This window comes from Clostridium zeae (assembly GCF_017312485.1).
GTDB classification, from domain to species: Bacteria; Bacillota; Clostridia; order Clostridiales; family Clostridiaceae; genus Clostridium_AR; species Clostridium_AR zeae.
The window spans coordinates 329,036-353,119 of record NZ_BMBA01000001.1; the positions used below are offsets into that span (position 1 = coordinate 329,036).

Genomic DNA, 24,084 nt, shown 5'->3' on the forward strand with positions numbered 1-24,084 from the left:
CTATTATTTAATTAATACATATTATATGCTTTGTATTAGTTTTCTGTCAACATATTTTATGCAATTTTACCAATTTAATAATTACTTTTTCATATCAATGGTTAGTTTAAAATTTCATATTTTTTTGTATAGTAAAAATTATTATGGATTTATCTTACGATAAATCCATAATATTAAACTAATATTCTATAAATTATATATCTAAATTACCCTCTTAATTATCTAATTTATTTTTTAATTTTATCTAAAAGATGTCTTTAGAGCATCCTTCAAAACCTTAGGATTTTTCTTATATGGTGTTACTGGACAAATCTTCTTATCTTTTACACCAAATAAAGTATATATTGCAATTCTGGCTGCACGAACAGAATATTCTTCAGTAAATACCATATCCTCTGGTATTTCAACAAATTGACTTATCATTGCAAAATTTGTTGACCCCTTTGGAACAACTTCTGGTCTATCAGTCTTCTTACGAGGTTGGAACTGAGAATCTATATACGGCATCATACAAGGAATTACATTTACTACGGTATCCATTATTTCTTCTGTCTTATCCTCCATATGAAGATGATGTAATAGCTCTATTAATATTTCTTCACCAGTACATTCTCTCATAGGTTTCTTAACATAATCCCCTATTCTGTCAGTATATAATCCATATCCCCAGAAAATAGTTGTATCAAGTGGTTGATTTTTAAAATGTGGTTGAGCTGCAACTACTATGCTCATCAACCAATTTGAGTCTTTGAAGGTCATTAATGCTCCACTGCCAGGGGCGTTTGAAGAAAACTTTTCAATAAGCTTAAGTAACTTATTACCTTTACAAGTTACAGTAAAGCTCTCCCAGTTTGTTTCTTCATGATGCCCAAAGAACGGTTCTGGATTTCCAAGTCCCCACTTTTTCTTAGCAACTTTAGCCCATAATTCTCCTGAAATCGGCTTATTTGTAGTATATTCTGGCGCACTATGCATATCGCCTAAAGTTGCGTTATCTGTCATGCATCCATTTATCATAATGCATACATCATCATCCTTTAGCTCGATAACTTTTTCCCCTTCACCATCTTGTACATGTATTGCTGTTACTGTTATTTCTTCACCTGGTTTAAAATCAAGATCAGTAACAGTAGCATTTATACTAAAATCAACATTAAAACCTTCTAAAAAAGTTTTTAATGGAAGAATAACTGAATCGTATTGATTATATGGAGTTCTTGTTACACCTTCTAAAGTTTCTATACGGGAGAACTCAAAAATCATACGATCCATATATCTCTTGAATTCAAATAAACTAGACCATTTTTGAAAAGCAAAAGTAGTCTGCCACATATACCAAAAATTTGTTTCAAAGAAATGTGGTGTATGTTTAAACCATTGTTCAATTGTCATATCGTCAAGCTTATCTTCAGATGTAGCCATAAGCTTTCCAAGTGCCATACGATCAGCATTATTGAACCCCATGCTAGTTACATCTTGAATGACCCCGTTTCTGTCTATTAGTCTTGCTTTTGCATAAGTTGGATGTGACTTATCAAAATTTAATATTTCTTCAGTTACACTCATGTTAGGCATATCTAATGATGGTACAGTTGCTAGTAATTCCCAAAAATTTTCATAAGTCTCTTCGTTTAGCATTCTACCGCCTCTGCAAATAAAACCATTTACTGCATCTCCAGCACCATCATTGCTACCACCAAGTATCTTAAGACCTTCTATTATATGAATATTTTCACCCTTAAAATTACAATCTCTTATAAGATAAGCTGCTCCAGCTAAAGAAGCCAATCCGCCTCCAACAAAATAAACCTGTTTATCTTCACTGTTACTAACTTTAGGTAAACTTTTTTCTGTTTTTTGGGCTCTGTCCTTTAACTTTTTCGCACCAATTGCTGCTACCGTTGCAGCACCAGCTATTGCCCCTAATGCAAGTAATATATTTACGTTATCCTTATTAGACTTTTTACTCATACCTTTTTCCTCCATTAACTTAAATAAATAAATTATCAAACTAGTGCAACCTAAGTTTTGGTATATAAACTCTTTAATAACAATTATAAGGCAATGATTTTTTATTGTAATTATACAGTTTGTGTGGTTTGTCTAGAAACTGCACAATTTTATATAAATGATTCCAAAACTCATTGCCACAGATTCATGATAAAACTTTACACACATTTGCGTTTTTGCATAATTGCATATTAATCTATTTATAGTTATTACACTTGTTTAATAGAGGCTATATGTACGAATATAAAGTTTTAATTAGAAATTTAACACAAGACTATTAAGTTTTTGAAGCTTAAGTGAGTTCACACCTCTCCAGTACTTTCCTCCAATGCCTTTTTAATACCTGCTTTGAATCCTGCCTTAAACCCCTTTTTGTAACCTTTTTTCCCTGCTTTTTTAGCTTTCTTTTTTATGATCTTTTTAAGCTTCTTTTGTTCATTTTTGTTTCCGCTTCCATATAGTTCATTTCCCCCAGCTGTGTTCTCATTTTCCATTACCCATACCCCTTCATTAAAATTATTATTTATAAATACATTTAAATTAATTATAAATCTGATTCCCCCTGCAAATCCAAGTAAGAAATCCCCTCTGTTTTTTAGACTTGTTTACTGATAAAAAGAACTTTCTAAATGTAATTACTAAAATACTAAAAAGATTTTCTTCATTTCAAAATAAGGGCACTATATTAAATAATATATGTCCTTTTCAAATTAAAGGAACTAAAATAAAGGTCTTAGATGAAATCTTACAGCCAAAACATTTAAATCAAAATTTAAATACATATGTGAAAATATCCTTTACTTATATTACGTGTGTCATATGCACTTTGGTAGATGTATAATATTAATATACCAACTTTGTATTAGGGGGAAAAATGTACATAGATATTGACAATAAAGAAAATAATCAAAGTTTTAATGAAAATTTAATTGGTGTTGCTCATATTGATTCTAGAGGTAAAATAAAGTCTAATCAAAAGATTTGTGATAATACCGTAGTGCATAATTTTACATTAACCGAATCTAATTTTAATACTAATAAAATTAATTTAATAAAGATACCTAGATGGTTGACTATCCCAGTATCTATTATCTTGTATCTTTATTTATTTTTAGATCACAATAAAATTTTTGGTACTTTAAACCTTTTCGCTGGTTTTTATCTTATGTATTACTTCTCAGAAAAAAGCATAAGATTTAAGAAACGTATCTTTTTTATAAAATTTATAATTATGGCTTTGATCACAATATACATGCTTTTCTTTGGAGTTGGAGCTATATTATCTGATTCTTTAGGCAGTACAGATGTAAAAAGCACTAATCAAACCCCTTCAATTGAGGCTTCATCAAATTATCTTTACTTATTTGTATAAATGTAAAAGCATCCCGAATCTAAGTTTAAAATTCGGGATGCTTTTAATTATATTATTAAGGTAATTTATTTCCTGCTGCAAGGTATATTGAATACCATTCTTCTCTACTAAGTTCAACTTTTGAAGCTGCACAGATTTCTCTTATACGATTTGGACTCATTGAACCAACTATTGTTTGAATCTTTGCTGGATGTCTTAAAATCCAAGCTGTAGCTATTGCTGTATTTGTTACACATTTTTTCTCTGCTATTTCATCAATTTTCTTGTTTAGTTCAGGGAATTTATCATTATTTAAAAATACCCCTTCAAAGAATCCATACTGGTATGGAGACCATGCTTGTATTGTTATATCTTTAAGTCGACAATATTCAAGAATACTTCCATCTCTATCAACAGATCCATCAACCTTCATATTTACATTTATACCTGAATCAATCATTCCAGTGTGCATCACACCAAATTGTAATTGATTGATTATAATGTTGTTTTCACCTAAGTATTTATTTAGAAGCTCTATTTGCATTGGATTTTGATTACTTACTCCAAAGTATTTTACCTTACCACTATCATGTAGTTGAGTAAATGCTTCTGCAACCTCTTCAGGTTCCATTAGAGTATCTGGACGATGCAATAATAAGGTATCCACATAATCTGTTTTTAATCTTTTTAAGCTTCCTTCTACTGATGCTAAAATATGCTCTTTTGAAAAGTCGAACATCTTACCTGGAACTATTCCGCATTTAGTTTGTATTATCATCTTTTCTCTTATATCTGAATTCATTCCTATTGCATCAGCAAATATTTCTTCAGATTTTCCACCGCCATAGATATCTGCATGATCAAAGAAATTTATGCCTTCTTCCAAAGAAACCTTAATTACTTTTTCAGCTTCTTCTTTGCTTAATGCAGCCATTCTCATGCAACCTAGAGAAATTTCAGAACCATCAATTTTACCATTACCTATTTTTATATTTTTCATTACTTCGCCTCCTAGTATAACTTTCACTATAAATTATGAAAACCAACAATTGTTTACCTTTTTAATTTACTATTTTTATTGTACAAAACATTTTATCGAAATTCAAATGAAAACATTTTCTGTTTTTGAAAATATCCAGTTCTTTCTATAAGATTTATGGTATTTTCTTTATTACTCACCTTACTATAAATAACCTTATAAAGTAAAAGGTCTCTAAAGTGACCTTTTTAACGGCTATAAAAATTTCACACTTTTTTTTACAGTAAAAAAGTTGGATCAAAAAGACCCAACTTAATATCACTACTTATCTAGCAAATTGCTTTTTCTTATTAGTACTTTTATCTCTACTTAATAGCTTAGCTTTCTTCTCTGCAAACTCAGCCTCTTTCTTAAGTTTCACAAAGTTTTTCCATCTTTCAGTAGATAATTCACCACTTTCTAGTGCAGCTTTAACCGCACATCCTGGTTCAGTTTGATGCTTACAATCACTAAATTTGCAATTTAGCTCTAATTGTTCTACATCAGAGAAAGTAGCATTAAGACCATCATCAACAACCCACATACCAAGCTCCCTCATACCAGGAGTATCAATTATCATCGTACCATTCTTTAGCATAATAAGCTGTCTATGAGTTGTGGTATGCTTTCCCTTACTATCATCTTCTCTAATACCATTTACACGCATTATCTCTTCTTCAGCTATAGCATTTACCAATGATGACTTTCCTACACCGGATGATCCGAGAAGCACAATTGTTTTTCCTGGTTTTACAAAGTCTTTAATTTCATCAAATCCCTGTCCTGTATATGAACTTACAGCAATGATTGGTACACCAATGGCTACTGTTTCTAATTCAGCTATATAGCTTTCATAAGCATCACATAAATCTGCTTTAGTAAGAATTATAACAGGGTTTGCTCCACTCTCCCAAGCACAAGTCAAATAGCGTTCAATTCTCTTTATACTAAAATCATAGTTAAGTGATGTCACGATAAATACATAATCAAAATTTGTTGCAACTATCTGTTCTTTTTCATTAAAAGAATCAATTCTAGCAAACTTGCTTTTTCTATCAAGAACCTTATATATTATGTCATCTCCCATAGGATTTTTCTTTACTAAAACAAAGTCTCCTATTGCTGGATACACACTGCTTGCACTATCATTATAAAAAATTGATCCTTTAAGCTTTGCACTATTTTCACCTTCACTAGTCATAAGTTTGTAGTATTCTCTATGCACTTCAAGAATCCTTGCTGGTACTAGTTCACTACAATCCATCTGAGTTTCATCTATTTGTCTTTCATAAAATTCATTATATCCATATTGTTTTATAATATTGTTCATCTAATTCCTCCAAATTTATATAGTTGTTTTCTATCTTAAAATTACCTGTTAAAATCACCATATTAAATCACTCCTTTTAAAAAAATTTGTTTTTGTATCAATATTTTGATATAAGTTTTTAATGTCTGATTTTTGTTTTAGTCTAAAAATGGGCATAAAAATACCGTAGATAAACAACCCTTAATGTGCTGCTATCTACGGTTAAAACTTGCAGAGTTATATAGCTTTTAAGCTATATAACGGTACAAAAAAAACACGACCTTCCTGCCGTGTTACTAATCCATTTTAGACAGTATATTATGAAAGGTTATATATTACTGCAAAAATACAACACAAACAAAGGGCATGCTTACCCTACAGTTATATTCTTGCCCATATTTAGTTTTAGACTGCAATCACCTTTAAATTTGCATTCATAAAACAACACTCCTTTCAATGCAAAATACTATTATTAGTACTTTTATATTTTCATTGTATTTAATTATGTAATTTTTGTCAACTAATTTATTCTATGTTTTACTAATCACACATTCTTAACAACCCAAATCTATTTGTTATATTAATTAAATAATTACTTATACTATAAAAGACTTAATTGATAAATTTACTTTTAGGAGTTTAACTATGGATAGTTCAAAATTTAGACGCACCACTGCAAGAAGAACATTAGCCTATATCAGTACCTTAGGGTCAACTCAACTTCACTTAAGAAATCCTTTTGTTATTGCAGCTTGGTCTGTAGCCTTTCCAGGAATGGGGCACCTTCTCTTATCTAAATATTTACGAGGTTTTGTGCTCTTTCTATGGGAAGTATATATAAACTACAAAGCACATATTAACCTATTGATATTATATTCATGTATAGGTGATTTTGAAAAAGCTAAACAAGTTACAGATATTCAATGGATGTCCTTGTACATTCCAACTTATATATTTTCTATATGGGATAGTTATAGAACTACAGTTGACTTAAATAATGAATATATTTTAGCTAAACGAGAAGATGCTGATATAAATTCATTTACTCTAAACTTTATCGAAATCAATTACTTAGATAAAAGAAACCCTTGGGTCTCAGCCACTTGGTCATTATTAATCCCTGGATCAGGTCAGCTTTATATTCATAGACTTATTACAGCGTTTTTTCTCATAGCTTGGTGGATTATTATCAGCTTTAACTCCAAGCTTCTTCCAGCAGCACATTACACAGCAATGGGAGATTTTAACAGTGTAAAATCTATATTAAATATGCAGTGGTTTTTAAATATCCCTTCTGTTTATTTTTTTGCCATGTATGATGCTTATGTAAACACTGTAGAAAATAATAAATTATTTGATTGGGAACAAAGTAAGTTTTTAAAGAAAACTTATCAATTTACAAGTTTTAATATGCCTTCAAAAAACGACGAAAGCGGTGCCAAAATGCATATAGTTTCTACCTTTGATCATTGTATATATTTAGAACTAGCAATTACTGAAATAGAAGAAACCGGAATAAAAAAGGAAAACATTCTAGCTATTCCTATGGATAAAAAAAATGACGATATAAAGCTTTTTGATTCAATCCATAATTCTGATGGATTGAGTTTACTGGATTTACCTGCAATTTTAGCAGTGATTTTTGGGATTTTTGGAGGAATCTATGGTTTCGTATTAAAATGGGGGCCATTCCTATGGGGATTAATAGCTATTTTGACAGGAATAATCTTAGGATTAATTATAAAACTAATACTCATAAAAAAATCTAACCATGAGAATCAAAAAAAAGGAACAGAAGTCGTTTTAATAATTGAGTGTAATGAAACTGAATTAGATATGATAAAATCAATACTTTGGTCAAATAAAGCCCTTGGAGTTAGCAGTTTATCCATAAACAAAAATTGACCTATTTCATTTTTAAATTTCTGCTTTATTTGTATCAAATATAATTGAAACATAAAATACTTTTATATATTGTTAATATTTCCACATACTTCTTACTCTATCTAAACATTAATATTTACATTTTAATAAAAGTATAGTAAATTGTTAACGTGGGTGGCATCTAACGAGCTACACCAGACTTTTTAATAAATAAAAATTATGCGCATATCTAAATGAATGGGACATATTTTATCTCAGGTATCATCTTATAATGAAGACTTATGTCTTTAATTAACTGGAGGTGACGCCTATCAAAATTGGCTTTATAGGAGCAGGCAAAGTTGGTTTTTCTCTTGGAAAATACTTTGTCCAAAATAATATTGAAGTAACTGGTTATTTTAGTAAGACTCTGACTTCTTCGAAAGAAGCAGCTATATTTACTGAAACCAGATTTTATTCTAACTTAGAGGATTTAGTTTCTGAAAGTGATATTATATTTATCACTACACCTGATGATGAAATATCTAACATATGGACGCGCATAAAAATTTTAAATATAAGAGAAAAAATAATTTGTCACGCTAGTGGCTCTCTTTCTTCCAATATCTTTTCTGATATCAAAAAGTCTGATGCATATGCTTATTCAATTCACCCTTTATTTCCAATATCCAATAAATATGAAAGCTATAAAAAACTAAAAGATGCATTTTTCACTATTGAAGGTGATAAAAAATATCTTGAAAGTTTTGTTTCCATGTTCGAAGAACTAAAAAATCCAATTATTACGCTTAGCAAAGACGATAAAACGCTTTATCACTTAGCTGCTGTTACATCAAGCAATTTAGTCAATGCTCTTATTAGCTTTTCCTGCTCTTATCTTAAAGAGTATGGATTCAGTGAAAAAGATGCAATAAATGCACTTTATCCACTAATCTTGTCCAATATTGAGAATGTGAAAAAGAATGGGCTTATAAACTCCTTAACTGGACCAGTGGAAAGATGCGATTTGAATACTATAAAAAAACATCTTGATGTTATACCTACAGAGCATAAAGCTAATTACACAACTTTGTCTTCGGAACTTTTATATCTTTCTAAACTTAAAAATATGAATATTGATTATGAAAAATTGGAAAAGTTTTTGATAAATCAGGAGGAATAAAATTGAAAAACACAGTAACTACCTTTAAAGACTCTAAAAATAATGGCAATAAGCTAACTATGTTAACTTCCTATGACTACTCTACATCAAAATTAATTGACGCAGCTGGAGTTAATGGCATTTTAGTAGGTGATTCTCTTGGTATGGTATGCCTAGGTTATGAAGATACCTTAAGTGTTACTATGGACGACATGCTCCATCATTGTAAAGCTGTTACAAGGGGAAATAAAAATGCACTTGTTGTTTGTGATATGCCTTTTATGTCTTATCAAACTTCTGTATACGATGCAGTTTGTAACGCTGGTAGACTAATAAAAGAAGGAAAAGCTCATGCTATTAAACTTGAAGGTGGCTCAGAGTTTTCTGAACATGTTAATGCAATAGTAAAGGCTTCAATTCCTGTTATGGGACATATTGGCCTAACCCCTCAATCAATAAACTCCTTTGGTGGGTTTAAGGTTCAAGGAAAAAGCGAAACTGCTGCAAAGAAATTGATTGAAGATGCTTTAGCACTAGAAGAAGCTGGAGCTTTTGCTATTGTACTTGAATGTGTACCAGCTAAACTTGCTGAAATTATATCAAAAAAAATATCAATTCCTACAATTGGAATAGGTGCAGGCAATAAATGTGATGGACAGATACTGGTTTATCAAGATTTACTTGCTCTTTTCTCTGATTTTAAACCTAAGTTTGTAAAGCAATATGCAAATATTGGTGATCAAATGAAGCTAGCTTTTTCTCAATATATCGAAGAAGTAAATGATGGAAGCTTCCCTTCAGCAGAGCATGAATTTACTATTTCCGACGATGTATTAGAAAAACTTTATTAAATTCTAGGGAGGATTTTAAAATGCAAATTATCAATAAAATAAGTGATGTTAGAGAAATTGTTAAGCAGTGGCAAAAAGAAGGTCTTTCTGTAGGTTTTGTACCAACCATGGGATATCTTCATGAAGGCCATGCTTCATTAATTGAAGCTGCAAGTAAAGAAAACCATAAGGTTGTAGTAAGTATCTTTGTTAATCCAATTCAATTTGGTCCAAAAGAAGATTTAGATAAATATCCGAGAGATCTTAAAAGAGATAGCAAAATAGTTGAAGCTTCTGGTGGGGATTTAATATTTAATCCAAATCCTTCTGAGATGTATGTGGAGGATTTCTCCTCCTTCGTTGAAGTTAATTCTCTTACTGATGGACTTTGCGGAGCTAAAAGACCTGGACACTTCAAAGGAGTTTGTACTGTAGTTACTAAGTTATTTAATATAGTTACACCTGATAAAGCATATTTCGGTGAGAAGGATGCTCAGCAACTTGCAGTGATAAAGAAAATGGTAAGAGACTTAAACATTCCTGTAGAAATAATAGGCTGTCCTATTATTAGAGAAAATGATGGACTTGCAAAAAGCTCAAGAAATATTTATCTAAATGCGGAAGAAAGAACTGCTGCACTAATACTAAGTAAAAGTCTAGAAAAAGCCAAAAGTGCTTTAACAGCTGGAGAAAGGTCCAGCGAAAAAATTAGAGATATCATAATTGATACGCTTTCATCGGAACCTTTAGCTAAAATTGATTATGTTGAAATTGTAGACAGCACATCACTAACTTCTATTAATTACATAGAAAACAGTATCCTTATTGCTATTGCAGTCTTTATGGGAAAAACTAGATTAATAGATAATTTTACTTTTAAACTTTAATTTTTTGGGGGATAAATAATGATATTAAATATGCTTAAATCTAAAATTCACAGAGCGACTGTAACTCAAGCTGAGTTAAACTATGTTGGAAGCATTACTATTGATAAAGTTCTTATGGAAGCTGCTGGGATTCATGAATATGAGAAGGTTGCTATAGCTGATATAGATAATGGAGAAAGACTTGAAACTTACGTAATAGCTGGTGAGCCTAACAGTGGTGTTATTTGTCTTAATGGTGCTGCTGCTCGTTGCGTGCAAAAAGGCGACAAAGTAATAATAATGTGCTATTGTCAATTGGATGAAATTGAGATAAAGGAACATAAACCTACTGTTGTATTTGTAAATGATGATAACTCTATTTTAAACGTAGGCAACTATGAAAAACACGGCGAAATATCAGATAAGTATTTAAATGAATAAATAATTTTATAGCATGATTAAATAAAAGCTAAATAAAATTTAATGGTACAGCATTTTAATAAATATATGCTGTACCTCTTTATTCCTATATACTTTCTATTTAATTAAGCTCATAACTGCATTTACTCATAAACCTCATTACCATAATTGCAATTACAATTGATGCTATAAATATAAAAATGAAGTATATTGGTCCTAGTAAAGGAATAAATACAAAAATAAATGCCAATGCAAATCCAATCTGCAAAAACAAATACTGACTCCATTTTTCACCAGCCTCTAACTCTAAAAATCTGTTTTCTTTTTGCCTTGCCATATCTTGTATTCCTTGAAAAAGATTATAGATTGTGAGTAAGTTAAATATTATATACACAATAAAAAGAATCATTGAAATTAAAGCTGAAGTTGTAAATGTAAAATTTGTAATTGGTATAGATGAATTAAAAATCCTAGGAATTGATAAAATTATTAAAACTATATTATACTTTCCGGCCTTTAAAAAAAAGCTGCTTTCATTTGACAGTTTGCTAAAACCAACAGCAAATAAGATATATCCTACTATGTCTGGCAAAATATCAAAATTATTAATGCTAAAACCCAACATCACAAAAAGAAATCCCCAAAAAAGCCATTCAAACCCGTTTTTTCTCATAAACACCCCATAATAATTATTAATTTATACCAATATATTACCATATTGTCTTTCATTAATAAACCAATTTTGTTAATCCATTATAAATATCATTTCCATAAATATAAACTTTACTTCTTCACTTTCGTATATGGTACATTTCTAAGACATTTTAATGTTTGTTAATACGTAGTGCATAAATAAAGCTCATAATTATTTATCATTTAACTACTTATAATTCGTACTATCCATAAACAAAGTAAACAACATATTTACACACTTATCTATACATAGATCTATATCTTTTATATCCTCGTCATAAAGAATTTTATGACATACATCCTCAATAAGTAAAAAAGTATAGTGTACAAATATTATTTCTTCTTCATCACTTTTAAATGGTATGGATAATAATTTAAAAACTTCTCTTGTTTTATTTGTTCTTCCTTCACGCTGCTCATTTATTGTTTTACCTATATCATCATCTAATAATGCTAAAGCATCCATTTCATCATGAAAAGTTTTAGAGAAATTATGATACTCAATCATCATTTTTATAAATACCCTAAATAACTCTTTACCTGTTTCAGGATTATTTAGAGGTTTATCCATGTTTTCAACCCAATATTCCCTAGTGGGATAATTAAAGCTTTCATTTAGTCTCTCTATTACTCTAATATAAATTTCCCTCTTATCTTTAAAATAAGCGTACACAGAACCAGTAGCTACATTTGCTTCTTTTGATATATCTGCTGTAGTGATATTATAATATCCTCTTTCATTAAACAGTTTATAAGCTGCATCTACTATTCTATTAAACTTATCTAAAGCTCTTTTTTGCGTTGGTATTCTTATTTTTCTTTCCATATTATCACCTAATTTAATAATAAAAGATAAAAAAATAAAAGTCAACAAAATATGAAATTCATTTCATGTATTGACTTTTATTTTTTTCCAGTATAGTATATGAATGTGAACTTTATTTCATATTTTAGTTTTTGGAGGATATTATGAGTAAAAAAGAAAAAGTTTTAGCATTCATCTCTTTAGCAATAGCATGTTTTTTGACTGTTTTAGACGCAACCATCGTAAATGTATCTTTACCATCTATGGCTACCTACTTTAACACAGATATAGTAGGAATTTCTTGGGTAAGTACAGCTTATTTAATTCCCTTTTCTGCACTTTTGATTAACTTTTCCAAAATCGCAGACATTTTCGGAAGGAAAAAACTATTTATATTAGGTCTTTTTATCTTCGGATTTTCTTCAATACTCTGCGGACTCTCAACATCTCTTATTATGATGATAATTTTTAGGGTTATGCAAGGTGTAGGAGCTGCAATATTAACCCCACTAGCTATCCCCTTAGGAATAGAAATATTCGGCAAAAATGCCATGTCAAAATTAGCTATAATCATTGGTATGATAATATCAATTTCAGCTGCTTCAGGTCCTGTTGCAGGTGGTCTCTTAAATGAAGTATTTGGTTTTAAATCAATTTTCTATGTAAATACTCCATTTATCATAGTTTCTTTACTATTGGGAATTAGATATTTGAAAGAGTGCTTTGATGTAACCATAGAAAGAAAGATAGATTTTATTGGCTCGGTACTATTAGCTTATGGCATTGGCGCACTGACTTTTCTACTAGTAAAAGGCAATGATTATGGATGGGGAAGCATAAAAATTCTTATACTAGCTATAACCTCATCAATTACAATAATTTCATTCTTAATATACGAATCTAGAGCAAAAAACCCAATGATAGAATTTAAGTTATTTAGAACAAAAACCTTTACCTCTTCAATAGTGGTAATTAGCGTTATATTTTTTGCCTACATGCCAATATCCTACCTTATGAATTTCTATCTAGAAAATCAATTAGGTTACTCGGTTCTTAAAGCTGGACTTATACTTGGCATTGTAAGCGGCATATCTTTTTTCATGTCACCTATATTCGGTATTATATCTAAAAAATTTGGTGCGAGAGTAACTTCAATGTTTGCTATTTTATTTGTATCTCTTGGAGATTTGATGTTTGTATTTATGAACAATACTAATAACATGAAAATAATCTATAGCTCCTTCATTCTTGTAGGTCTAGGTATCGGTGCAACTTCACCACTCTATCAAAGTGCTTTTGAAGAAATCTCTAAAGATAAAAACGGCATGGCATCTGGAATACTCAATAGTCTCAGACAATTAACTGCATGTCTAGCCATCGCTTTAGTTTCGACTTTAAGTAGTCACTACACTACTGAAGCTATAGATACTACAAAAACTAGAATTATTGAGATTGTTAATAAAAACGTCATCCTAGAACCAGAAGTAAAATCCACTATAATTAATAAGATAACTGTAGCTGATGCAAGCAAAAATATAACATTTTCAAAGGACATGGCCGATAAATTAATTGAAGCTAAGAAAAATGTGGTTTTATCTACTGCTCCTACTACTATGAAATCAGCAATAAATGAAAACTTCAATAAGCAGGCCGAAGAAATCCATAATATTATAGATGAAGCAGCTACAATAAAGAATGATGAAACAAACAAAGTTTACAATAAGTGCTTCTTAATAACAGCAATAATTGCATTTTTCGGGCTTATCGCCGTACCCTTCAATAAAAAAAGAGAAGCTGACTTTAAAGAAATTGAACCAGATATAGCAATCTAATTTAGATAAAGAAAATACACCACTTAACCTAAGCTTTCTTAAAGGTTAAGTGGTGCTTTTCAAATTATTTAAAAATTAGTTTACTGTATAACTAATCTTTTGGTTCCCAAAATTTATAGCATTGGTTATTGCGTTAGGATTATTTTCATAATCAAAGAAAATATCTACCCAATATTGAGATTTTTGGAAAGCTAGATCTCCCTTATCTTGAACAACAAACGAACTCTTGCTTCCATAACCAGGAAGATTCAGTGCTTTTGTGGTTTTTATCACTGTTCCAAATGGGAAGATTGGTGCTGAGTAAGGATTACTCTTATTAGATGGATGAACCGCACAAGTTGTATAAGGAGTAGGTGCTACACCTGATGAAGTAATTCCACCTACCGGGCAAGTATATGCTGTAAAATCTTGATTTGAATAAGTAGTTGCTGCTGATGCAAAAACTGGCTGAAAAACTCCAACAGATAACAACGTAAGTACTCCAGAAGCTAATACTTTTTTCAATGCTTTTCTTTTAATCATCATTAACACATCCTCTTATTAATTTAATATTTTACAATTATATAGATGAACCACTTCATAACTAGCTTGTCCTAAAATTTACTTATAAATTAAATTACATATTTTTAGTAAATCGTCTTACTCATAGCTTTAACTTTGCACATAGTTTTGAAATCAATTTATTTCTAAGAAAAGACTTTACTCAAAATTAGACATAGCATTCATCAAATTATATTTATATAAATGATACTTGCAGACATTTTTTATAGCTAAGTAATCATTAAACACAACCATTAACGCTATATCACGCTTTATTAGATAGGATTGGTATCTAAAGTTATAGATGACTCACTTCATAATCAAATTTATATTTTAAAAGATCTCCATCATAACCCAGAGGAATTTTTAAAATGAATTTTGGATTGAAGTATTTCACCTTTAGTATATGAGTGTCATTTAGAATTTGAATATAAAAAAGATAAGACTATTACAAAAGCTACGCGCTCTAGTTGGGTTGAACTTTGGAACCAATACAAGCTCCAGTTTTAGAATCATAATAGATTTGAGTAAATTTATTGTCCTGATTAAGCCCTGTGACTGTCATATAGGTTTGATTTCCATTATTCATGAGAGAAAAATGGAATCCATTAGCCCAATCAATTCCTGGTTTTAATTTAAAATCTTTCTTGGCTTTTTCTATTATTTCAGTTGAATCAATCTGCATAGAATCAGGATTAATTATTACATTTGCCATGGTCTTTTCCTTACTTACAGGAAACTTCTTAACCTCTCCATTGTCTATTGAAATTTGGAGGGTTTCTTCAGTTGGAAGGTTTGCAAATATAAGATTCCATTTTTTTCTCTTTCCTGATGCTCCCGCCAATTCTTTTTCATCATCATCAACACTTGTAATTATCACAAGCTTAGAATCCTTATTCCAATTCATTGCTTCTATTAAAGCTTTTGAATAAGCTTCCTTTAATGAAAATTTATCAGTTGATAAATTTTGAGTCTTAGCAATTGTGTTAGTAGTTAATTTCTTTGTATTTTGAGATAAAAAAGAATTATAGAGAATCACGCTTACAACTAATAGAAAAAATGACAGGATGGTAATTATTTTTTTCTTACGCTCCATTGCTCACCCCTTTCTACATAAAAATATGTTTGAACCAGAATAAATGTAAATTTAATAGCTAGAAATGAATTTTTTGATATAATATAGGTCAAACACACATTATATGTATGTTTCTAATTTAATTATAATTTGTTACTTACCTATTGTCAATATTATCCTTTATAATCACATTAAATTTTTACTTAAAATATTCGACATTTTATTATTGTTAGTTCGCTTATTTTTTTAATAACAAACTATAAAATCAAAAAACGGTTTCAATAATATCTATAATTTTATATTTTAAAATAAACTTTGTTAATTCAAATTATTGTACAGCAGTTCATCATTTGCTAAAAAACTACAAATAAAAATCCTGAGTTAAAATTCAACTCAGGACATTTTCTAAATTTTTTTAAGCTCCAATGCTTGGTACAGTAGTAACATCACAACTGTTATCATTATCTTCATATCTCATTTGTGTCATCAATATGTTATTAATAGAATTCTTTTGTGCTTCAGTAATTGTTCCACTTTGAACAAAACTATATAGAGGAACCACTAATTTAAGAACACGGAAACTAAAAATTCTTAAAAACTTCTTAACTTTTCTATAAAACAGCCCATTTTTTTCTTATTCAGTGTATATTCACTTTGAGAGGTGATTTTATGGATTTTAATAATATTGAAGAATTAGTAGTACTTTGTAAATCGGGAGATGAACGGTCAAAAGAAGTTATAGCAGCTGAGTTTACCCCTTATATAATCAATTTATCCAAAAAGTGTTATGTTGGTTTCTATGATTTTGAAGATATAAAAAATGAATGTTACTTTACTCTTTTTAAATGTATAAAGCTATATGATACTAGTAAACATAGGTTTGTAGCTTATGCTACAAATGCCCTAAGAAATTCTGTAAATTTACTTATAAGAAGTTCACTTAATAAAAGACCTAAAGATGGAACTCAAACTATTAGTTTTGACTCAAATATCGACGAACAGTCTGTATTAGACGACATGAATTTAGAGGATCTTATTTGTAATAAATTAATTTTAGCTTCTCTTCATATTCAAATAAAAAAACTGAGTTTAGAAGAACAAGAATTAATTGATTACGTATACTTTAAAGGCTACACCTTTAGGAAATTCGCTGAGCTTAAAAATATATCTTACTATAAGATCATAGGCATGAAAGATAGGATACTTGATAAACTTAAAGCTTCAACTAGAAAAACTCCTTCAACTTGCAACAAATTGTTAAATTAACTAATTAAGTGGATTATTATAATAAGTAGTCAGAGTTTTATTATCTTCTCTGACTACTCAATAAATCCTTTTTTTCGCTTTTCTTCTGGATTATTAAACAATGCCATTGCTGTTCTCATCTTCTTAAAATTAGATTTCTCGTAAAAACCTTCTTTTCCTGGAGCTGCATATAAAATATAATTGCAATTTGGAATAGTATCTGTTATTTTCTTTAAAAGCTCTTTCCCTACCCCTTTACCCTGATACTCAGGCAAAATTGCTAGATCATATATTGCCGCTTGATATACTCCATCCGAAATTGCTCGTCCAAACCCAATTAAATTTCCATCTTCAAAAGCAAAAACAGTTATATAACTATTGTTAAACGCTTTTTTATGTACTTCTGGATCTGAGTATGACATTCCAGCAGCACTTAATATCTTTGGTACAACTTCCCAATCTATATTACAACAATTATTTTTATATATTATTTCCATAGTTATTACTCCTTTTTAAACTTTTTATTTTCATTTTTTAGTTTTATCTAAGTCCATAATATGCTTGTAATGCCTTTAAGGCTTTAGTTTCTCTATATACCCAAGGATTTATATCATTACCTTTTTCAAGTATTGCTTCATTTATAGAAATAGCCTCATCTAATTCAATTAGTATTGGCGAAAAACCTAGATCTTTCTCATAATCATCTAATTGTTGATTTACCTTCTCCTCTTCAATTTCACATAGATAATAATGTGAAATCATCTCAAAAATAGTGTTTTCTTCGTATTTGTCTAAGTTCCTTTGTACAATTTGTCCGATTTTTTCATTTACCATTCTCACTATATATCCAGTTTCTTCGCTAACTTCCCTTTTTAAAGTATCTTCATGAGTTTCATCTTTATTAGCTCCTCCACCTGGAAATTTATAATCACCTTTGTTAGTATGCACTAATAGAATCCTATTTTCACATAAAATAACAGCTCTAATCGCTTGTCTATTAATTATTTTTATTAATGCTATATCAAAATCCTCAATTCCAATATTATATTCAAAAAGCATATTCATTTTATCCTTTTTATTATTTCTTTGTATTTATTACTAATTATTATTTCAACAACTCTATTTATTAATACTAGTACTGTACTTATTAAGCCTACATTTTCTCCACTTAAAATATTAAATAAAGACATTAACCCTAGAATTATAAAAAGAATTCCTGATGATACATCAGCTAATGTCTGATATTTTATGTAGCTCTTATAAGCATTATCATCATACCTACGTATACTCTTATCTTTGCTAAAAATTGATATTGCGATAATTAACATACCAAAAACTATTATTATAATACTAATTAAAATCTTAATCATTTAATATCTCCTAAAATGTTAAACACTAATTATGAAATAATTACTCATTATATATAAACAAGGACATCCCCGCTCCACAATCACTATTAGGTCTTTTCTCAAATCCAGACTTTTCATAGAAACCTTCTTTTCCATATGCACTCATTAACTCTATACATACTTTCCAACCCTTTGGAGTTTTATCTTTTATAAAGCTTATTATATCATCAACAATTAATTTACCTATCCCCATACCTTGATAACTAGGAGAAACCACTAAATCTTTTATAAAATATGACATACTACTATCTCCAAAAAGCCTCCCCATTGCTATTATTTTATCTTCATCAATTACGCAAACATTGTATAAGGAATTTTTTATTGCTGAATCAACTTGCTCTATGGATGGGTGTCCCCATCCAACTGCTTCTACCAAATCAATGAATGCTTCTGGTGTCAATATTCCTCTTTTTATTTCTATCATATTTAATCCCCTTTAATAACTTTATTTTACAGCATTTTTAATATTATTGTAATCCAATATATCCTTTAATCAGCTATAATTATATAAAGATATAATAGAGAGCTTTATTCTAAGTTTTTCATAAAAATACAATGGAAATATTAAATTAGAGGTGCATTATGAAAAAAAGCAAAAAAATCTTGATATTTACATTATGTTTTATATGTTTTTTACTTTCCGTACACGAAATAACTTTTTTAATAGATCATTCTGAAATAAAAAATGGTAATAATCCTGTGTTTATATTTAAGAAAGAAGTTTATAAGGATGGCGGAACAACAATTTACTATGGCTTCGGATACCAAATAATATCGTGGAATACAGTTAGTTCGGAAAATGTAGATGGTGTAGAGAAGGACGGAACCTTGAAAGGAATAGAGACTCATAGATTCCCATTTTATAATAGTGTAACAAAAGGTGGAAAACCATTAATAAAATTAGAATTTGCTGAGGGAGTTTTTTAAAAACTCCCTTTTACTATATCTATTTTATACCTAATAAAAATCTTGTTAATCTAAATCTTTTAATTATCTCATAAGTAATCAAACAAATCATAAAAGTTAGTAAAATTATTAAAATATATTGTAAGAAAAAAATATTTACCCATTTTAAAATAAAATAGCCTATAACAACAAGATAAGTTTGATGCATTACATATATAGGAAAAGCTGCTTTTGAAAAGTATGAAAGAAAACCTGAATTAAAATTAAGATATCTTTTGCCATAACCTATCCATGTCAACAAAGAAATCCATATTGTAAAATAATATATTAATGAAAATATAATACCTAACAAACTAAATCCTTCTAACCATCCTATTGTATATATCTCAATCAACATTGTTATTGAACCTATGATTGTTACGATTAGATAATATAATCTATACTTTTCTATCATCTCGCATATTTTCTCATCCAAAGTAAGAATAAAACCTGCCATAAAAATCAATCCATATACAAATATATTCTTTCCACCAATACTAGGAAGAATAGACATTATTGTAATAGCTAGACCCACTATAGTTATTTTTAATGGATGACTGAATAACCTAATCAATTGAATTCTTAATTTATCAAATTTCGATATCTTCCTCATGATAGGTAAGGTAATAATAGATATTACTAACAAGAAAATTATAAACCATAATGGACCTGGTGTAAAACTTCCAAAATATCCACTTAAATCAGAAAAATCACTAAAAAACTTTTTTAAATAATTAAAAAAACTAGTGCTATAGCCGTAATGAAATTTCATGGCAATATAACCTTGAGGTGGCATCACAATTAGTATTCCCACAAATAGTGGAACAAAAAGCCGTAAAAATCTTTCTTTTATATACTGTTTATTTGTTCTACTAGTCAATGAAAATTTACAAGACATCCCAGCAAGTAAAAACATTAACGGCATAAACCAAAATGAAAGAAATATCAAATTTGTTGTAAACAAATGAGGCGTACCTTGTACATAATTTGGCTCGTTTCCGTCAAATATTCTCGCTGTATGGAAAGGAAATAAAAAAAGTATACAAATATTTCTTAACCAATCTATATAATGTTTTCTCATTACATCCCCCTTAAACTTTAAACAAAGTTAAAGTACCATAATGAAATTATGTGGTTATCCATTCGATACTTTAATAATCTTACAACATTCTTTAACATAGCCAAAATTTAAAATTAAGCTTACGTGATTTACTGTTTTATTCTATATATTTTTTCACCTTTCGTCCAAACCCTATTATATCCAAAAAATCATTGAATTTCCATAAAATAATTCTACTAAAATAACTCTAAATTGATTTTGCTGCTTTTTGTTTTTCAGCAATTTCTTTCAACGCTTCAAAAAAAAGATCTGGCTGATCTAACATTGTCATATGCCCAGCATTTGGTATTAAATAGTACTTTTTAACGGGAGCTTTTATTTTATTAAAATATTCTTCAGCTTCACTATAAGGAGTTTGCCAATCATTTCCACCCATTATATAAAAGACTGGTATCTTATATTCATTTGATTGTAATTTCAAATTAAAATTCACTAAGAATTCTACTAATTTCTCATTTGATTTAAAGGCTTTCATCAATGCAAGAATATCAGAAAATTTAAAAATAGGACTCTTAAAAGCAATAAGTGATATTGATAAATCCATACTTGCAGCTAACTTGTACTTTTCTTGGAGCTTTCTCAATTTCAAACACTTTTTCAACCACTCTTCACTATATTTTTCATCTGGATATTCACCTATAGCATCAAGTTTTTTTTGTGATCTAATATCTTTTTTTTGAAGAATTAATTCCTTTACCTTTTCATAGCCAACTCTCTCATTATCTAACATTGAGACAACTTGACCAACACCGATATAATAAGAAACTTCTTCTGGGTATTTTTTTATAAAAGTACTTCCTAAAACACTGCCCCATGAATGTCCAAGCAAGACTATTTTATCTTTATTATATTTTTTCTTTAAATATTGAACTATATCATATAAGTCTTTTAGTACTAAATCTATAGTAGGATATTTATGTGGATTTTTAATAAGAGTCTTCCCTGCTCCTCTTTGATCCCAATGGATTACTGTATATAAATCCTCCCATTTTCCTTGAAATCCTTCAGTGAACAATGATTCTGCACTTCCTGGTCCACCATGTAAATACAACATTACTGGATTATCATAACTTGTTCCATTATGAAATAAAAACTGCTCTATTCCGTTGATATATACATATTCCTCAACAAAAATCAATTTATTTAGCTTTTTTCTCATAATATTAATTCTCCCTTTTTCGATTACTTTATATTTCTATATGTATTAAAAGTTAAATTATTCTTAAATATTTACTTTTCTTTTTTATTTTAGTATCCTAATGAGATAATATCTGTATACAGACAATGGATATTATTAACCTATAATAGATTTATGTAAAATTGTTTCTTTATAGATTATAATTACGTATGTAATATATACCACTTCCATGCTTTAAAAATATATCAACATCATTTTCACTATTTATTAGTATTCAACTGCATTAATATATTGAATTGGTAAGTTTTTAACTATAGATATAGTTTTAGCATGTAAAATTATGTTCTGCTGAACCGTTTTACAATAATATAAAAGGTAAGGTGATTTTATGAATAATGAAGCTTTAGATATTATTCTTGGTTGCATGGCAACAAGCGTTAACATGCCACATATGCAAAGAATTCAGACTAAGCATAGAGTTAAATTGGCTGAATTCTGGGATATAAAGAAAGGTTCAAAAGTATTAGAGATAGGCTGCGGTCAAGGTGATACAACTGCGATTTTAGCATATATGGTTGGTCAAGATGGTTTTGTTCAAGGAATTGATATCGCGTCACCAAGCTATGGTGCTCCAATAACAGTTGGTGATTCAGTTGATTATCTTAAAAACTCCACATTAGGTAAACAGATTAAAATAGACTTGGAGGTTGACGTACTATCTCCTACAGTTAAATTTGAAGAAGGAGCCTTTGACACAATTATTCTTTCTCATTGTAGTTGGTACTTGAAATCATCAGAAGAACTTTTGGCCATATTAAAAAAGGTAAGAAAATGGGGAAAGAAACTTTGTTTTGCTGAGTGGGATACAAACCTATATATTAAAGATCAATATCCTCACTTATTGGCAGTCCTTATACAATCTCAATATGAATGTTTCAAAGAAAATAGTATTTCCAATGTTCGTACTTTATTTACATCAAAGGATATCAAAGAAATTGTTATAGCCTCAGGCTGGAATATTACTAACGAGCATATTATTCATTCTCCTACACTTCATGATGGTAAGTGGGAAATTGATATGGTTTTGCATAACTATTCAGTAGAATTAGAAAACCTAAAAGCTACCTCCACCAAATTAGCTAATTTGATTAAGTCTGAAATAGACTTATTAAAATATTATATCAAACATAATAATATTGAGCCACTATCTACTTTTGCATTAATTGCAGAATAGTTTCCAAGGATTTTCGAAAATATTTATATTTTGACCTTTATTCATGTTTTCATTATAAAATTGTATGTCTAAAAAAATTGCTACAAAGATATTTCTCTGTAGCAATTTTTAGTTCTGCATATACTACTTTACACGTGCCTTCAATTCTTCGTATAAGTCGTTTGTTTTTATTTTATTTTCCTCATTATAAATTATATATGAGTCTCGAAGCTTTATCATTATATAAGGTGAGCTCTTTTTAAATATAAATATTTTTCCAGTCCCATAAGAATTAACGTCAAATTTACCTCTTGCATAGATAGATGTTAAAGCTCCATTAATTTTATTTACTATTGGCACCTCATCAATTAATTTAACGTCTTGTATTTCTGATGTACTAAATGCAGTGCTATAATCTAAGTCACTAACTTTTATTTTATCACCATCTATGTATATTGATGGAGTATAAAAATCAGTTAAAAGTAAATAAACTGATAAGCCCATTACAATAGTTATAACAGCAGCTAATGTGCTGAATGTAAAAATTTTGCCTTTTTTAATGCCTAAATTAACAGTATGCCCCATTCCTATTCTCTTTGAAACTATAAGTGAATTATCTTTAGGATTATAATAGTTAATACCATTTGGCCAAAATTCATCATCACAGGTGAGTTTTTTATTACTTTTATCATTGCTTTCAAGCTTAGTTTCTATCCAATTATTTTCACTTTTCAATACTCTCATTTTCTTGTTTGCTAAATAGACAATCCTTCTTGAGTATATAAATAATAACGCTATCCACACAAAGAAATATATAATTTCTAAGGAAGGATATCCTGCAAAATCAATTTTGAGCAGTAATTCTGGTACAAAAAGCAGTCCAAATACTAAAGCTAAGGTATTAATATTTTTGTTATATAATAATTCTATTTTTTCTACTTGTTCATCATTTAACTTATCCTTAGGTAAGGTTACTCCAAGGATAATATTCTCCTCTGCTTTTAGTGCCGTTTTTAATGAATATAAGCTTAAAATAATAAATAATATTTGAAGAAATAATATAACTATGAAAAACGTATTATTCATGTTTTACCTCCTGAAACCCGCACCTTCACTATATTACAGCCTTAATGAAGGTTATAAATCAAAAGTGGATTTTTAAAAAATATTTATTCCAACATCGCTATAGATATTAATATTTACCAATTTAACTAAAATTATTTAAGTTTTACTGGTTAAT

General features: G+C 29.2%; 25 protein-coding genes. 10 read left to right on the top strand and 15 right to left on the bottom strand.

What is annotated here, in order from left to right; translation table 11 throughout:
- Window positions 1-240 precede the first annotated feature (240 nt).
- A complete protein-coding gene (locus tag J3477_RS01520) occupies window positions 241-1,971 on the bottom strand; it encodes an oleate hydratase (protein WP_206867791.1) in 1,731 nt (576 codons plus the stop codon).
- A gap of 341 nt (window positions 1,972-2,312) precedes the next feature.
- Window positions 2,313-2,504 carry a hypothetical protein gene (locus J3477_RS01525; RefSeq protein ID WP_206867792.1) on the bottom strand — a complete coding sequence of 64 codons (192 nt, stop codon included), beginning with the start codon at window positions 2,502-2,504 and terminating at the stop codon, window positions 2,313-2,315.
- Between the two features lie 380 nt (window positions 2,505-2,884).
- Between J3477_RS01525 and J3477_RS01530 the strand changes: the two genes are divergently transcribed.
- Window positions 2,885-3,382 (top strand): hypothetical protein, encoded by a 498-nt coding sequence (locus J3477_RS01530; protein WP_206867793.1) that lies wholly within the window; start codon window positions 2,885-2,887, stop codon window positions 3,380-3,382.
- Window positions 3,383-3,437: 55 nt separating this feature from the next.
- Here the strand turns inward: J3477_RS01530 and J3477_RS01535 are convergent, their stop codons facing one another.
- Together J3477_RS01535 and rsgA are read right to left on the bottom strand one after the other, a co-directional pair.
- Window positions 3,438-4,361 (bottom strand): aldo/keto reductase, encoded by a 924-nt coding sequence (locus J3477_RS01535; protein ID WP_206867794.1) that lies wholly within the window; start codon window positions 4,359-4,361, stop codon window positions 3,438-3,440.
- 304 nt (window positions 4,362-4,665) lie between these two features.
- Complete coding sequence (rsgA, locus tag J3477_RS01540; RefSeq protein WP_206867795.1) at window positions 4,666-5,709, bottom strand: ribosome small subunit-dependent GTPase A; 1,044 nt, start codon at window positions 5,707-5,709, stop codon at window positions 4,666-4,668.
- 624 nt (window positions 5,710-6,333) lie between these two features.
- On the opposite strand from rsgA, the gene J3477_RS01545 reads away from it, so the two are divergent.
- From J3477_RS01545 to panD, 5 genes are all read left to right on the top strand, one after another.
- Window positions 6,334-7,593, top strand: a complete 1,260-nt coding sequence (locus J3477_RS01545) for a hypothetical protein (protein ID WP_206867796.1) — start codon at window positions 6,334-6,336, stop codon at window positions 7,591-7,593.
- A 280-nt stretch (window positions 7,594-7,873) separates the two neighbouring features.
- Window positions 7,874-8,734 carry a Rossmann-like and DUF2520 domain-containing protein gene (locus J3477_RS01550; protein ID WP_308483196.1) on the top strand — a complete coding sequence of 287 codons (861 nt, stop codon included), beginning with the start codon at window positions 7,874-7,876 and terminating at the stop codon, window positions 8,732-8,734.
- A 2-nt stretch (window positions 8,735-8,736) separates the two neighbouring features.
- Entirely contained in the window at window positions 8,737-9,564 is an 828-nt protein-coding gene (gene panB, locus J3477_RS01555) for a 3-methyl-2-oxobutanoate hydroxymethyltransferase (protein WP_206867797.1), read from the top strand.
- Window positions 9,565-9,584: 20 nt separating this feature from the next.
- A complete protein-coding gene (panC, locus tag J3477_RS01560) occupies window positions 9,585-10,430 on the top strand; it encodes a pantoate--beta-alanine ligase (protein WP_206867798.1) in 846 nt (281 codons plus the stop codon).
- Window positions 10,431-10,448: 18 nt separating this feature from the next.
- Entirely contained in the window at window positions 10,449-10,850 is a 402-nt protein-coding gene (gene panD / locus J3477_RS01565) for an aspartate 1-decarboxylase (RefSeq protein WP_206867799.1), read from the top strand.
- 100 nt (window positions 10,851-10,950) lie between these two features.
- Here panD and J3477_RS01570 read toward each other — a convergent pair whose 3' ends face one another.
- Complete coding sequence (locus tag J3477_RS01570; protein WP_206867800.1) at window positions 10,951-11,502, bottom strand: hypothetical protein; 552 nt, start codon at window positions 11,500-11,502, stop codon at window positions 10,951-10,953.
- Window positions 11,503-11,709: 207 nt separating this feature from the next.
- On the bottom strand, window positions 11,710-12,348 hold the full coding sequence (locus J3477_RS01575) for a TetR/AcrR family transcriptional regulator (RefSeq protein ID WP_206867801.1): 639 nt from the start codon (window positions 12,346-12,348) through the stop codon (window positions 11,710-11,712).
- Between the two features lie 143 nt (window positions 12,349-12,491).
- Here J3477_RS01575 and J3477_RS01580 point away from each other — a divergent pair, with 143 nt between their 5' ends.
- On the top strand, window positions 12,492-14,159 hold the full coding sequence (locus J3477_RS01580) for a DHA2 family efflux MFS transporter permease subunit (protein WP_206867802.1): 1,668 nt from the start codon (window positions 12,492-12,494) through the stop codon (window positions 14,157-14,159).
- Between the two features lie 75 nt (window positions 14,160-14,234).
- Here the strand turns inward: J3477_RS01580 and J3477_RS01585 are convergent, their stop codons facing one another.
- A complete protein-coding gene (locus tag J3477_RS01585) occupies window positions 14,235-14,684 on the bottom strand; it encodes a DUF8837 domain-containing protein (RefSeq protein WP_206867803.1) in 450 nt (149 codons plus the stop codon).
- A gap of 481 nt (window positions 14,685-15,165) precedes the next feature.
- Entirely contained in the window at window positions 15,166-15,795 is a 630-nt protein-coding gene (locus J3477_RS01590) for a hypothetical protein (RefSeq protein WP_206867804.1), read from the bottom strand.
- A gap of 648 nt (window positions 15,796-16,443) precedes the next feature.
- Between J3477_RS01590 and J3477_RS01595 the strand changes: the two genes are divergently transcribed.
- Window positions 16,444-17,040: a sigma-70 family RNA polymerase sigma factor gene (locus tag J3477_RS01595; protein WP_206867805.1), complete on the top strand. Its 597-nt coding sequence runs from the start codon at window positions 16,444-16,446 to the stop codon at window positions 17,038-17,040.
- Window positions 17,041-17,093: 53 nt separating this feature from the next.
- On the opposite strand, the gene J3477_RS01600 is transcribed toward J3477_RS01595, so the two are convergent.
- The 4 genes from J3477_RS01600 to J3477_RS01615 are packed head-to-tail and all read right to left on the bottom strand — an operon-like array spanning window position 17,094 to window position 18,852.
- A complete protein-coding gene (locus tag J3477_RS01600) occupies window positions 17,094-17,516 on the bottom strand; it encodes a GNAT family N-acetyltransferase (protein WP_206867806.1) in 423 nt (140 codons plus the stop codon).
- 43 nt (window positions 17,517-17,559) lie between these two features.
- Window positions 17,560-18,078: an NUDIX domain-containing protein gene (locus J3477_RS01605; RefSeq protein ID WP_206867807.1), complete on the bottom strand. Its 519-nt coding sequence runs from the start codon at window positions 18,076-18,078 to the stop codon at window positions 17,560-17,562.
- A 2-nt stretch (window positions 18,079-18,080) separates the two neighbouring features.
- Window positions 18,081-18,389, bottom strand: coding sequence for a hypothetical protein (locus J3477_RS01610; RefSeq protein ID WP_206867808.1), 309 nt, complete (start codon window positions 18,387-18,389; stop codon window positions 18,081-18,083).
- Window positions 18,390-18,429: 40 nt separating this feature from the next.
- Window positions 18,430-18,852: a GNAT family N-acetyltransferase gene (locus J3477_RS01615; protein WP_206867809.1), complete on the bottom strand. Its 423-nt coding sequence runs from the start codon at window positions 18,850-18,852 to the stop codon at window positions 18,430-18,432.
- A 158-nt stretch (window positions 18,853-19,010) separates the two neighbouring features.
- Here J3477_RS01615 and J3477_RS01620 point away from each other — a divergent pair, with 158 nt between their 5' ends.
- Window positions 19,011-19,355, top strand: a complete 345-nt coding sequence (locus tag J3477_RS01620; protein ID WP_206867810.1) for a hypothetical protein — start codon at window positions 19,011-19,013, stop codon at window positions 19,353-19,355.
- A 19-nt stretch (window positions 19,356-19,374) separates the two neighbouring features.
- On the opposite strand, the gene J3477_RS01625 is transcribed toward J3477_RS01620, so the two are convergent.
- Together J3477_RS01625 and J3477_RS01630 are read right to left on the bottom strand one after the other, a co-directional pair.
- Window positions 19,375-20,454, bottom strand: a complete 1,080-nt coding sequence (locus J3477_RS01625) for an acyltransferase family protein (RefSeq protein WP_206867811.1) — start codon at window positions 20,452-20,454, stop codon at window positions 19,375-19,377.
- A 226-nt stretch (window positions 20,455-20,680) separates the two neighbouring features.
- Window positions 20,681-21,652: an alpha/beta fold hydrolase gene (locus J3477_RS01630; RefSeq protein ID WP_206867812.1), complete on the bottom strand. Its 972-nt coding sequence runs from the start codon at window positions 21,650-21,652 to the stop codon at window positions 20,681-20,683.
- A 367-nt stretch (window positions 21,653-22,019) separates the two neighbouring features.
- Here J3477_RS01630 and J3477_RS01635 point away from each other — a divergent pair, with 367 nt between their 5' ends.
- Window positions 22,020-22,865, top strand: a complete 846-nt coding sequence (locus J3477_RS01635; RefSeq protein ID WP_206867813.1) for a class I SAM-dependent methyltransferase — start codon at window positions 22,020-22,022, stop codon at window positions 22,863-22,865.
- Between the two features lie 123 nt (window positions 22,866-22,988).
- On the opposite strand, the gene J3477_RS01640 is transcribed toward J3477_RS01635, so the two are convergent.
- On the bottom strand, window positions 22,989-23,930 hold the full coding sequence (locus tag J3477_RS01640; protein WP_206867814.1) for a DUF5808 domain-containing protein: 942 nt from the start codon (window positions 23,928-23,930) through the stop codon (window positions 22,989-22,991).
- Window positions 23,931-24,084: the final 154 nt, after the last annotated feature.